Here is a 12,759-nt window from a genome sequence, read left to right as displayed (position 1 = left end):
CAGTCGGCTCGTGAGGTTTCCGCGCGCATTCCCTGCCGTTTTGCGGTAGGCTGAAGAACCTGGCGATACGAAACGACGAAGCCGGGGGAGCCCATGGACATCAGCGCATGGCTGCGTGATCTCGGCCTGGGACAGTACGAACAAGCGTTCCGCGAGAACGACATCGATGCTGAGGTCGTCGCCGACCTCACAGCCGACGATCTGAGCGGGCTCGGCATCACCTCAATCGGTCACCGCCGTAAGCTGCTCGCCGCCATCGCGGCCCTGCGTGCTGGCTTAGTTCCGGCGCCCAGCCCTCCCGCGGTGGCACCCACGGCCGTCTCCGGGACCGCCCTGCCGTTTCCCGAGGCTGAGCGGCGGCAGCTCACTGTGATGTTCGTCGACCTCGTCGGCTCGACGGCGCTCGCCAGCCGCCTCGACCCAGAGGACATGCGTGAGGTCATCGGGAGCTACCACCGCTGCGTGGCGGAGGCGGTTGGCCGCCTGGGCGGCTTCGTCGCGAAGTACATGGGTGACGGGGTACTGGTCTATTTCGGCTGGCCACATGGTGACGAGACTGATGCCGAGCGTGCCGTGCGCGCAGCCTTGGCTGCGCTACAGGCGGTCGCCCAGGCCGCGCCAGCCGGTGAACGGTTGGCCGCGCGCATCGGCATAGCCACCGGCCTCGCCGTAGTGGGCGACTTGCTGGGCGCCGGCGCTGCACAAGAGCAGACGGTGATAGGTGAGACTCCAAACATCGCCGCGCGACTACAATCGCGCGCTACTCCCGGCTGTGCAGTGATTGACGCAGAAACACGGCGGCGCATCGGCGGAATGTTCGAGTGCCGCGAACTTGGCGCGCTCAATCTAAAGGGCCTGTCTGGCCGCGTGGGCGCCTGGCAAGTGCTGGGCGAGGCTGCGGTTCAGAGCCGCTTCGAGGCAATGCACACCGCCTCCCTCGCGCCGCTGGTCGGGCGCGATGACGAACTCGACCTGCTGCTGCGCCGCTGGCGGCACGCAAAGGACGGCGAAGGGCAGGTGGTGCTCATCTCCGGCGAGCCCGGCATCGGCAAGTCCCGCCTGATCGCTGCGCTTGAGGAGCGCGTGGCCGGGGAGGCGCATCTAAAACTTAAGTACTTCTGCTCGCCGCACCAGCACGACAGTGCACTGCAGCCTATCATCGCACGGTGGAGGAATGAGGCAGGCTTTGTGCGCGGCGAGCCGGCGGACGTACGGCTCGACAAGCTGGAAGCCCTGCTACTCCCCCTCGGCGCCACCGCCGAAGAGCTGACGCTCATTGCCGAGATGCTCGGCGTGCCAGGTGGAGAGCGGTATCCACCACTAGCGCTCGGCCCGGAGCGCAAGAAGGAACAGACGTTCAGAGCCTTGCAGCAGATTCTCGACGAAAGGGCCCGCCGGTCCCCCCTGCTGATGCTGTTCGAGGACGCCCATTGGGCCGACCCAAGCTCCCTTGAGTTGTTTGACAGGTTGATCATGCGCTTAGCCTCGCTGCCGGCGCTGGTGGTAATCTCGTTCCGGCCAGAGTTTCAAGCGCCTTGGGTCGGCCAATCCGGCGTGATCTTGATTGCGCTGAGCCGTCTCAGCGATCGCCAGGCAGCGATGCTCGCAAGCCAGGTAGTCGTCGGCCAGACGCTGCCGATCGGGATGCTGGAGCGCATTGTGGCGGAGACCGACGGTGTGCCTCTTTTCATCGAAGAATTGACCAAGGCCGTGCTCGAGGGGGCCAGCCAGCCCGGTGTCCTTGACTCTGCGCTTCCAGTGCCCAGCACCTTACAGGGCTCCCTTATGGCGCGGCTGGATCGGCTGCCAGTCGCAAAACAGGTTGCGCAGACCGGTGCGGTAATCGGCCGAGAGTTCGGCCATGAGCTGCTGGCCGCGGTGGCGGGACTTCCCGACGTGGCATTGGCGCAAGGATTGGACGAACTTTTAAGTTGCGGTCTCGCGTTCCGCCGCGGCACGCCGCCCGAAGCCACTTACTCGTTCAAGCATGCGCTCGTTCAAGACGCCGCCTACGCGAGCCTCTTGCGTAGCACACAACGGAAGCTGCATGCCCGCATTGCTACAGTGCTGGAAGAGCGGTGGTCGGAGGCGGTCGAGACCCAACCCGAACTGCTCGCCCATCACTTCACCCAAGCGGGTTTGGCAGAGCGTGCCGCGGAATATTGGCAGCTGGCAGGCGAGCACGCGTTCCGGCACTCGGCCGCTGCGGAGGCCATAGGCCATCTCACCAAGAGCATCGACCTCGTGCGAAGTTTGCCCGAAAGCGGCGCTCAAGCAGAACGCGAGCTGCATCTCCAGACGATGCTCGGCCAGGCATGCATCGCTCGCTACGGTTACGCTGCGCCGGAGACCGCCGCGGCTTTCGCCCGTGCCCGGGACCTGGTTGAGGCCGTTGGCGACATCCGACAACAATTTCCCGTGCTGTATGGGTACTGGGCTGTCCAATACGTTCGGATGGCTTTACGCGAGCAAAACGCGCTGGCCGAACAGACTCTAGCATTAGCCGAGCAGCACCGCGATCCGGAGCGATTGTGCGTCGCGCACCGGGTTTGCGGTGCAACCAACGAGATGATGGGCGAATTGCTTGTCGCCCGCGAGCACCTCGAGCAAGCCGTTGAGCTTTACGATCGAGAGCGGCACGGCTCGACTGCTTTTACTTTCGGCCAGGATCTCGGAGTTGCAGCGCTATCGCACCTCAATTGGGTGCTGTGGCTACTTGGCTATCCCGATCAGGCAGCTGGCCGGCAAGCCGACGCACTGAGCTTGGCGCACCGTGTTGGCCACAAGAACACGCTGGGATTTGCGCTGATGTACAGCGCGATGGCGAGTGCTTATGGCCGCACCGCGGGATCAGCCGCGGAACACTCGGAAGCATTACTGGAGTTGGCCCGGGAGCAGAAATTTGATCTGTGGACTGCAGGTGCGACGGTGGTCAAAGGCTGGGCCATTGCCCGCCAAGGCCAGGCAGCAGCCGGCGTTGCAGCGATCCAGAGTGGGCTCGCGCAGTGGACGAGCAGTGGCGCGGAGTGGATGCGCCCCTTCTTTCTAGGCCTGCTTGGCGAGGCTTGCGCACTCTCCGGGGACGTGCGACGGGGGCTCGGCGCATTGGACGAGGCTCTGGCGGCGGACGAACGGACGGGGCAATGTTGGCCGGACGCTGAACTGCATCGATTGCGAGGCCAGCTTGTCGCAGTTCTTCCCGACGGCGGCAGACCAGACGAGGCGATCGCAGCGTTCCAGCGCGCGATCCAAATCGCCCGGCGTCAATCCGCGAAGTCCTGGGAATTACGTGCTGCCACCGATCTTGCTCGCCTCTGGCGCCATCAGGGCAAGCACGCCGAGGCCAGCGATCTGCTCGCGCCCGTGCATGCCTGGTTCAGCGAGGGCTTTGAGACACCAGACGTCCAAGAGGCCAAGGCGCTTCTCGACGTCCTGAGGTGACTGGAGCCTCGGCTATTCCCAGCCGCGCCCGAACCTCAATGCGTTATCTTGACTCTTCTCTGCCCTGCCTTTGCAGCGGCAAGGCTCTGCCCAAAACAGTCGATCAAGTCTACTGATTTCTGACCCAACGCGCCCATTGGATGGATTACGGATTAGCCCCGGAACATCGAGCTATGATATCTTTCCACCCGGTGTCATTCGCATAACGGACTGACGCTCCGCGGGTCCTCGCCATGCAACGCAAGCTTGCGCCCTATCCGTTCCGCTCAATGAGAATTCGTCGGCTTGATCCGTGCGCCTGTTGGTCTCGATGCGTCATCGGAGGCAGATGTTCACCAGGCAGATGCGCTGGCCGAGACAGCAGGTCCGCTCTAAGGAGCAGACGCTCCCGCCCTGCAACCCGTTGCCTGTCTCCGCGACGACGGCCCAAGCGTCTTCGCTCCGGCTATAGTAGGTGAGAACAACGTCACCGCCGCGGTGTCCGATGCTGAGTGCGGTGTTGGCCCCAGCCCGCGGCTGGCGCCATAACGAGGATGATCTTGGTCCGATAAGGGGTCGTAGAACGAACCCGAAGCGGCCAAATAGCAGATGGAATATTCGACCATGTGCGGGGGGCGTCAGTGCTAAAAGATGACGAGCGGGTTTGTGCGCGACCTGTCGTCCCGTGTATTCGCCATGGCGCAATTGTACGAAAACTCCCAGCGCTGGCATTGCGCTTTATCGATGACATGTGGCTGCTGCTGTCCGCCGGTTTTCTATGCTTGATGGGGTAGGAAAGCAAAATGAGCGATGTGGATGAACACCTCGATCTGACGGAGATCAACGCCGTCCGCAGGTTGTTGACGTCAAAGCCACGCCAGGCGGGCTGACCCGGCTCGCCATCATGTACAAGACGGATTTTGCCACAAGTGTTATCGTAGCGCTGGAGGAGAAGCGGACGCTGCGGCAAGCGTATGGAAAAGCCCTAACAAATTCGCGGCTGGCGACGCTCTGAGGAGCGCAGGTAAGTCGGCTAGCAGACCAGCAGGGATGAAAGTGGCGGCCGGATCGGCTCGGAACTAGTCGCCGTCGATTAGGAGCAGGCCAAGGAATTGTCGATCAGGTGGCGGGCAAGGGCCTTTCGGAGTCGCAGAACTGTCCTGGGGAGCCTCAAAACGCCTTGAAGGTTAGCGTCGTCAGCGAGCAGACGATGCCCGGCACATTGGCGACATTCTCGTTAATGAATTTGCCGATATCAACGCCATCTTCGAAACATGCGAACGAACTACGTGGAGGAATTCCGTTGGGCCGAAAATCCATGAAGGCCGCCGCCCAGACCGCGGCCGAATTACGGGGCAGGTTAGGCCTTGCAAGTCCATGGATCGTTCGGGCACCCTCCGGCGTTATGCTGTCAGCCAAGCGGGTGATTTCATCAGGGAAGGAGCAAAGCGATGAAAGAAATGGTTCTCGCAGGAATCGTCGCGCTGTCGGCGTCAACATCGCTGGCGCAAACGAGCACTGCCCCCGAGCCTACGGCTCCAGCGACCGAAACTGCAACGCCTGCTGCCGCGCAGGCAAGCGGGCCTGCAAATCTCTGCCAAGAGCTCCTCGCCTTCATGAAGGCGCCTGCCGAAGTGGCTACCCCGACAGCTGCTGCCCCGGCTCAGCAGCCTGGCACATCTACTAGCAGCACAGCCGCGCCCGCCAAGCCGGAGACCGGGACGGGCTCGGCGCAGAAAATTACGGGGCAATCTGGAGTTGCCACCGATTCTCCACAACCGAACAAGGAGAAGGTGGCCAGCGGATCGGCGACGAACGCGCCCCAAAAGGAAAGCAGGGCCGCGCCGTTGCCCCCCTCCGATACGTCGAGCACCCCCAAGGATTCCGTGATAAATGTCGCGAAAGCGGAGGAACTGGCCGCCGCCAAGGACATTGCGCAATGCCAGAAGACCGCGCGGCAAATGAGAGTGGCCGGCGTCGCCATGCCGCCGCCGTTGCTTGCACTGGCCGCGCTCGACCTCAAGTATCAGCAAAAATCCGGTGAGGCCCCCCAGTTATCCGGATCTGGCAATCCACCTGCGACGGGGCAAGGTCCAGCGCAGCAGACGCAGGCGCCACAATGAGTGCATGACTGCGGATTTTGAGCAGGTGAGAAAGGGAGAAGGCGGGATGGGTATGATCTTTACCGGAATTGTCGTTTCGATCGCAATTGCGTTCGGGGTCGGCTATTTTCTTCTGAGCGCGCAGCAGCAACAGCCAGCATGGCAGGTTTACAGCAGCGAGAGCACTCGCGTGGGCGATCCGGGACACAATCTGGTCGGTCAAAACTGGACGGGCGAGCCGGGCGACAACTCTACCGCAGCCGTGGGCGGGGAGGAAACGCCTTCCTAGATCTTCGCTCGCTGACGTGGGTTTCGAGGCACCGCCTCGCGCAATGAAAGCCGTACGAGCACGCCAAAAGAACCAAAGGCCCGGGCATTTCGATTTTGCGCAGAAGTTACTATTCGGCCGCTTCGGCCGCCGAGCGCGGCTTTATCGTACCTTTCGCCTCCTGCCCTTCAACCCAAAGGCTATGATGCTCCTTTGCCCAGTTCATATCGACCGTGCCCGAACCCATTGCTTCATAGGCGCCTTCCATCCCGAGCGTGCCGATATAAATGTGAGCGATAAGAACAGCGATCAGGATTATGCCCACAGTCGCATGAATATACTGGGCCGTCTGCATGCCGTTTATGTCGGTGAATGCGAACGGAAACAGCATGAATACGCCCGATACCGACATCGCAATTCCGCCCAGGACGACGGCCCAGAAGATGAGCTTCTGGCCCGTGTTGAAACGGCCGGCCGGCGGATGCGTCCTGTTGGTTTTGTCGAGAAAGCCGCCGCCGACTCTGAGCCAATGCGCGTCATGGCGATCCGGAAGGTTGTCCCAGGCCCATGTCACCAGCATGACTAATATGCCGAGCATGAACGCCCAGGAGACGAAGTCGTGGGCATATTTCGCCCAAATCGACCAGGTTGAAAATGCATCGGGCCCGATCAGCGGCATCAGCAGACGCTTGCCGAAGATAAAGTTCAAGCCGGTGATGGCTAGGATGATGAACGCCGTGGCAGTCATCCAGTGGGTCAGCCGCTCAAGAGCACCGAAGCGCAAAATCTTCACGCCCGATTCGGGCGCCAGTGTGCGGATGCGGCCCCTGTAGAAATAGAACAGCGCCAGCAGCAGCAAAATGCCGAGTATCGCGATGCCGCCGATCCACGGCAGCCAGCCCTCGTGGAAGCTGCGATAATCGCGGCCTTGCGGCTGCTCGAGCAAGCCGGCGGCCGTATTTGGCAGGGTGACGCGCCCCTCGATCTTTTGCAGCTCATCAAGAAGCTGCCGTTCGCTCACCGCCTGTGCGGTTGGGTTGCTCCCGGATGGGGTTTGCGCGTAGACGGGCCCTGCGACCAGCAGCGTGAGCGTCATGAACGCTGCGACAGCCACTCGACCAAGCCTGTTGTCCGGCATTTGTCCGTCCTCCGTGATAGCTCCGTTGCGCGCGGGACGATCCCGACTACCTCCTAGACGTCGATTGTTTCTCGATAGGCCGTCTGCCAGCCCCAGGCTCCCGAACCATAGCCACGCTGCGTTACACGCTCCTTGTAGATCGCCGCGATGATCTCCCCGTCGCCGGCCAGGAGCGACTTGGTCGAACACATTTCGGCGCAAAGCGGCAGCTTGCCTTCGGCCAGCCGGTTGGCTCCGTATTTGGCATATTCAATTTCGGTGGAATCCTCTTCCGGGCCCGCGGCGCAGAAGGTGCATTTGTCCATCTTGCCGCGCGAACCGAAGTTGCCCACACGAGGATATTGCGGCGCGCCGAAAGGGCAGGCGTAGAAGCAATAGCCGCATCCGATGCACAGATCCTTGGAGTGGAGCACCACCGCGTCCGCCGTGGTGTAGAAGCAGTCGACCGGACAGACCGCCGCGCAGGGCGCGTCGGTGCAATGCATGCACGCCATCGAGACGGAGCGTTCGCCGGGCTTGCCGTCATTGATGGTGACGACGCGGCGGCGGTTGATACCCCAAGGCACGTCGTGCTCGTTCTTGCAGGCGGTGACGCAGGCATTGCACTCGATGCAACGATCAGCGTCGCAAAGGAATTTCATCCGGGCCATTTCTGTTCCTCCCGTTCACGCCGCAACGATTTGGCAGAGCGTGCACTTCGGCTCCTGCATGCCCGTCACCGGGTCGTAGCCGTAGGTGGTGATGCTGTTGGCGCTCTCTCCCAGAACATATGGATCGGAGCCCTGCGGATAGTGAGCCCGCAGATCCTTACCCTGGAACCAGCCACCGAAGTGGAAGGGCATGAAAGCGACGCCCCGGCCGACGCGCTCCGTGACCAAGGCCTTCACCCGCGCCTTCGAGTTGTTCTCCGCACCATTCACCCAAACCCAGGTCCCATCGCCGATGCCGCGTTCGGACGCATCGGCCGGGTTGATCTCGACGAACATCTCCTGCTGCAGCTCGGCCAGCCATCTGTTCGACCGCGTTTCCTCGCCCCCGCCTTCATATTCAACGAGCCGGCCGCTGGTCAGGATCAGCGGGAACGTCTTGGCGATGCCCTTTTCCACCGCCGCCTGCTGCACGCTGAACCCTATGTTCGGCAGCCGGAACTGTGTGGCGTCGGGATAGGTCGGGTATTTTGCGACCAGGTCCACCTTCGGCGAGTAGATTGGCTCGCGATGGATCGGCACTGGGTCGGGCAGGTTCCACGCTACTGCGCGAGCTTTGCCATTGCCGTAGGGATGGCAGCCATGGCTGAGTACGACGCGCTGGATGCCTCCTGACAGGTCTGTCGACCACGAGACCTTGTTGAGGTCGTCGCCGATCGTTTCGATCACGGCGAGTTCTTCCGCCGTCAGATCCTTGTCCCAGCCGAGTTTCTTGAGCACGGCCATGGTGAACTCCGGATAGCCGTCGGTGAGTTCCGAGCCTTGCGTGTACGAACCTTCCGCCAGGAGGGTCTTGCCGTTGCGTTCGACGCCGAAGCGGGCGCGGAACGGGCTACCGCCGTCCATGACATGCAGGCCGGTGCTGTAAAGATTGGCCGTACCCGGGTGGCGGATCTCCGGCTTGCCCCAACATGGCCAAGGCAGGCCGTAATAGTCGCCACCGACCTCGGGATCATCCTTCGGAGCCCGCATCGTCACCAGGTCGAACTTGTGCTGGTTCTTCATATGCGCCTTGAGCCGCTCCGGCGACTGACCGCAATAGCCCGTCGACCAGCTCCCGCGGTTCATCTCGCGCAGCACGTCCTCCGGCACCGGCCGGTCGCCTTCGACTTCTATCTTCTTGAACATCTTGTCGGCAAGCCCGAGCTTCTTCGACAAGAGATAGATGACCTGGTAGTCGTCCTTCTGCTCGAAGCTCGGCTTTACGATCTGCTCGCCCCACTGGATGGCCCGATTTGACGCGACGCGCGAGCCTGACGTCTCGAACTGCGTGCAGACCGGCAAGAGATAAGTGTTGTCCTGACGCCCCGCCTCCACGGCCAGTGATGCCCAGGTCGTGGGATGGGGATCGGCGACAACAAGCAACTCCAGGCCTGTCAGGCCCTTCATCGATTCCGGAATACGAGCGATACTGTTGCTGGCGTGGCCCTGAATGAACATAGCACGCATGCTGTCGCGCTGGCCTATCTTGTCCTTGGGCAGCGAGACGGAATCGAACCACCTTGTCAGCGGAATGCCCGGGGTTTCCATCGCTTCCTTGGAGTCGAACTGGCTCAGCAGGTCCTCGTAGGGGATCTCCCAGACGCGCGACCAATGCTTCCAGGCGCCTTCCGTCAATCCGTAATAGAAGGGCAGGGTGACCACATCGAGCCCGATATCCGTCGCGCCCTGTACGTTGTCATGGCCACGGAAGATGTTCGCGCCGGTACCCGGCTTGCCGACATTGCCGGTGGCGAGACACAGGATGCAGCTCGCGCGCGTATTGGCGGTACCAACCGTGTGGTGTGTCTGGCCCATGCACCAGATCATCGTCGACGGCTTCTGCGTGGCGAACAGCTCGGCTACGCGCTTCACCTGATCGCCAGGCACGCCGGTGATCTGCTCCACCTCCTCCGGCGTGTACTTGGCGACTTCCTTGCGGACCTCATCCATCCCGTAGACGCGCTGCGCGATGAATTCCTTGTCCTCCCAACCGTTCTCGAAAATATGCCAAAGCATGCCCCACAGCAGCGCTATGTCAGTGCCAGACCGGAACCGGACATACTCGGTCGCATGGGCGGCGGTGCGCGTGAAACGGGGATCGATGACGATCAGATTGGCTTTGTTGAGTTCCTTGCCTTCCAGCAGATGCTGCATCGCTATCGGATGCGCCTCAGCCGGGTTGCCGCCCATGATGATCATGGTCTTTGAATTGCGAATATCGTTGAAGGAGTTCGTCATCGCGCCGTAGCCCCAGGTGTTGGCTACGCCGGCGACGGTCGTCGAATGACAGATGCGGGCCTGGTGGTCCTGATTGTTTGTTCCCCACAGGGCCGCGAGCTTGCGGAAGAGATAGGTTCCTTCGTTGGAAAACTTGGCCGACCCCATCCAGTAGACGGATTCCGGGCCGGACTTTTCACGGATCTCGAGCAGTTTGTCGCCAATCCCATTGATCGCGTCGTCCCAGGAGACACGCTCCCACTGCCCCGCGGTGAGCTTCATCGGGTATTTCAGTCGGCGGTCGCTGTGTACGAGCTCGCGTACGCTTGCTCCCTTGGCGCAATGGGAGCCACGGTTGATCGGGCTGTCCCAGGAAGGCTCCTGACCGGTCCAAACCCCGTTCTGGACTTCGGCGGTAACGGTGCAGCCGACCGCGCAATGCGTGCAGACGCTTTTCTTGAGTTCAATGGGCTCGCCCGGCTGCGGCGGACTGATGACCGCCGCAGCCTTCTGAACAGTGCCGAGCTGGAACGACCCGATTGCAGCCATTCCGCCGGCCACGAGACCGGAACGGCGAAGGAAGGTTCGCCGGTCGATGGGAGCGGAGGCGACCGTTCCCATCAGCGTGTGCAATCTTGTGCGGCTCGCCTGACCGCTCTTGCGCTTGGTCAGCATGGCGCCCTCATTTCTTCAACGTCTCATAACCGTTCACACGGTAGAATGCCTTGACGTGCTCGGTCTCGCGGTAGCGGGCCCTCGCCTCCTCCTCGCCGGGATCATAAGCTTGCGCTTCTCCGGGGGTGAGCGTCACGGCGGCGGCGGCCACGGCGGTCGTGGACGCGCCGCCGAAGGCGCGAAGGAAATTGCGGCGGTTCATTGCCGTCTGTTTCTTTTCCTGCATCTGCGATCCTCCCTATGTGTCGACGCGATCAGGTCACGAGCTTCGTCGCGCCTCCATGGCGAAGCCTTCGGCTTCGATGTCGATGAAAATCCGCCCCAACACGCCCACTGCCCGGTAAAACCTGGCGGACGCCGCGTTTTCCAAATCGGCGAAGAAGCGGCTCGCCCAGGGCGCGATGTGACGTTCAAAGAAGTCCCGCTCCTCGCCAGCGGGAACCACGAAATCTGTGGCGGCAAAGCCGCTCATGATCTCGAATAGCGTGCCGAGATGATCTTCCGGGTCAAAATGACCGTCCGCGCGTTCAAGGCCGAGGCGCTTCATGTCCCCGCGCAGACGGGCAAGCGGCCGTTCGTTGAGGAACCCGGTCAGATAGTATGAGGCGTATGGAAGGAGTTCGCCGCGCCCGACCCCAATGAAGAGCTCGAAATACTCGCGATTGACCGCTGCCGGGGAGGCCGCAGCCGCGGCCTGGCCGAGGGCGGCATGAGCCACGCCGAGCGGGGTCTCGGTGTCGCCCCGCAAACCGGAAAGCCGCGCCATAAGGTTTGCATCCGGAGCGGCCAGGAGAAGCGTGGCGAGCAGCGCGTACTCATCCGCGCGTGCGCTGTTCACGTCGTCGATGTCAGCATCTTTAACGCCGGGAACCAGAGCGTCAGCTCCGCGCGACGTGCCGATTGCCTCCTCTAGGCGCAAGTCTGGGTTCATCTACTGACCTCGACCGTGCCCCTCAACGAGTGGGTAAAGTGAATACTAGTCCCCCGCCCAGCAATTGCAACAGCAACTGTGCCAAAATGGCCACATATCCAGATCAGCGCGGCACGGCGCCGCCATGGCGCCGCTGGCGATTGCTCGGGGGTGATGTCGCGGCGCCGGCGGCTTCGTCGCGGCCGGTGGCGGTCTCGGCGACGTCGGCCGAAGGGGATTGGGGGAGTGCGGGCTCGATCGAACTGTCCGGCGTGATAGGCTGCGACCCATCGGGTGAGGCGCTCGCGTCCTCGTCCGCCAACACGGCGGTCGCCGCAGGCGGCTTCTCCGGTGCCTCCGAAGCCATGGCGGCGCGTGCTGGATCGGCCGGGTTGCCGCCGCTCAACGTCGACAGGAAATCCACGACAGCTTCGCTGGATGCTTTCAGGGGGCCGAATCCCGCCATGGATCCCGGCCTATTGAAGTCCCAGGCATATTCGGAAGGTCCGATATGGTCACGAATTGCTGGATCGAGCGACCACATCTTGCGCAATGCGGCGCGCTTCAACATCTTGGGCACGCCTTTGTGCAGGAAGGCCGAAAGGTCGCTTTGGGCCGTCAAATCCTCGACACGAGGGAGGGGCTCGGCGGGCTCGGCGGCCTCCGGCTCCACAATTGCTGGTGCAAGCTGCTCCCCAATACCGGCTGGCGCCGCAGCTGCATCAGCCGCAAGCTGATCCTTTTCCGGCTCGGCAGTCGCGCTGTAACGCGCCGCCCGTTTTCGGCGCGACCAGCGGGCGAAGACATTGTCACTTCCCGCGCTCATTCGGCATCATCCCTCGTTCCGGAGCGAGGACCGCGCCTCGCCAGGGCATTGCTGTCCGCCCGATCGCGCTTGCGCTTGATGAAAGGACGCTCAACGTGATGCGTCTCGATGAAGGCGGCCACCCATTGCTGAAGCTCGATCGGCATCGGCACGGCCTCGATGATGTCGGGGCCAGCCTCTGTCAGCGACTCGCCTTCGAAAGGGTCAGCCGTCACCAGGTGCAGCACAACTCCGGGTGGAGCATCGCTCGACCGGAGCGCGATCCAGAGGCTAGGCTGCCCCGAACAGAGGTTGTCCCGGTACATGCCCGTGTCGCACCCGAAGAGCTCGAGCGTGAAAGTACCGGCATAGAAGCGCGTCAGCCCCTCGGATTCGTGCAGCACTGACCATGGCGCCGCGCTCGGCGCGCCCGCCAGCACGGCCACGGGCACCCAGACATGGTCGATCCATGGGTTGTTCAGAGCCCGTCGCTCGACGATCACCCCGACTTCCCTAGTCTCCCGCACCATGGCAC

At 62.5% G+C, this 12,759-nt stretch carries 11 protein-coding genes; 3 read left to right on the top strand and 8 right to left on the bottom strand.

Features of this window, described 5'->3' with window-relative positions; all coding sequences use genetic code 11:
- The first annotated feature begins 93 nt into the window (after window positions 1-93).
- Window positions 94-3,441: an AAA family ATPase gene (locus EOA78_RS14005; protein ID WP_127315637.1), complete on the top strand. Its 3,348-nt coding sequence runs from the start codon at window positions 94-96 to the stop codon at window positions 3,439-3,441.
- Window positions 3,442-4,590: 1,149 nt separating this feature from the next.
- Here the strand turns inward: EOA78_RS14005 and EOA78_RS37935 are convergent.
- Window positions 4,591-4,839, bottom strand: a complete 249-nt coding sequence (locus tag EOA78_RS37935; protein WP_348628478.1) for a hypothetical protein — start codon at window positions 4,837-4,839, stop codon at window positions 4,591-4,593.
- A 32-nt stretch (window positions 4,840-4,871) separates the two neighbouring features.
- Between EOA78_RS37935 and EOA78_RS13990 the strand changes: the two genes are divergently transcribed.
- The gene (locus EOA78_RS13990; protein ID WP_127315635.1) at window positions 4,872-5,543 is read left to right on the top strand and encodes a hypothetical protein; all 672 of its coding nucleotides are present in this window, start codon (window positions 4,872-4,874) and stop codon (window positions 5,541-5,543) included.
- 4 nt (window positions 5,544-5,547) lie between these two features.
- The gene (locus EOA78_RS13985) at window positions 5,548-5,811 is read left to right on the top strand and encodes a hypothetical protein (protein WP_245477495.1); all 264 of its coding nucleotides are present in this window, start codon (window positions 5,548-5,550) and stop codon (window positions 5,809-5,811) included.
- A 109-nt stretch (window positions 5,812-5,920) separates the two neighbouring features.
- Here EOA78_RS13985 and EOA78_RS13980 read toward each other — a convergent pair whose 3' ends face one another.
- The 7 genes from EOA78_RS13980 to EOA78_RS13950 all read right to left on the bottom strand — a co-directional run bounded on the left by EOA78_RS13980 (window position 5,921) and on the right by EOA78_RS13950 (window position 12,754).
- Entirely contained in the window at window positions 5,921-6,928 is a 1,008-nt protein-coding gene (locus tag EOA78_RS13980; protein ID WP_127315634.1) for a formate dehydrogenase subunit gamma, read from the bottom strand.
- Between the two features lie 53 nt (window positions 6,929-6,981).
- Window positions 6,982-7,578, bottom strand: a complete 597-nt coding sequence (fdh3B, locus tag EOA78_RS13975) for a formate dehydrogenase FDH3 subunit beta (protein ID WP_127209329.1) — start codon at window positions 7,576-7,578, stop codon at window positions 6,982-6,984.
- A gap of 15 nt (window positions 7,579-7,593) precedes the next feature.
- On the bottom strand, window positions 7,594-10,509 hold the full coding sequence (locus tag EOA78_RS13970; RefSeq protein ID WP_127315633.1) for a formate dehydrogenase subunit alpha: 2,916 nt from the start codon (window positions 10,507-10,509) through the stop codon (window positions 7,594-7,596).
- A 7-nt stretch (window positions 10,510-10,516) separates the two neighbouring features.
- Entirely contained in the window at window positions 10,517-10,735 is a 219-nt protein-coding gene (locus EOA78_RS13965; protein ID WP_127315632.1) for a formate dehydrogenase, read from the bottom strand.
- A 33-nt stretch (window positions 10,736-10,768) separates the two neighbouring features.
- Complete coding sequence (locus tag EOA78_RS13960; protein ID WP_245477494.1) at window positions 10,769-11,347, bottom strand: molecular chaperone TorD family protein; 579 nt, start codon at window positions 11,345-11,347, stop codon at window positions 10,769-10,771.
- A gap of 196 nt (window positions 11,348-11,543) precedes the next feature.
- Window positions 11,544-12,245, bottom strand: a complete 702-nt coding sequence (locus EOA78_RS13955) for a DUF3306 domain-containing protein (RefSeq protein ID WP_127315631.1) — start codon at window positions 12,243-12,245, stop codon at window positions 11,544-11,546.
- On the bottom strand, window positions 12,242-12,754 hold the full coding sequence (locus tag EOA78_RS13950; RefSeq protein ID WP_127315630.1) for a DUF3305 domain-containing protein: 513 nt from the start codon (window positions 12,752-12,754) through the stop codon (window positions 12,242-12,244). The genes EOA78_RS13955 and EOA78_RS13950 overlap by 4 nt, the downstream gene beginning before the upstream one ends.
- Window positions 12,755-12,759 lie beyond the last annotated feature (5 nt).

The sequence above is a fragment of the Mesorhizobium sp. M5C.F.Cr.IN.023.01.1.1 genome (assembly GCF_003997585.1).
Classification (GTDB): Bacteria; Pseudomonadota; Alphaproteobacteria; order Rhizobiales; family Rhizobiaceae; genus Mesorhizobium; species Mesorhizobium wenxiniae.
The sequence above is the reverse complement of the archived record's forward strand: the minus strand, read 5'-3'. Positions and strand labels throughout refer to the sequence as shown.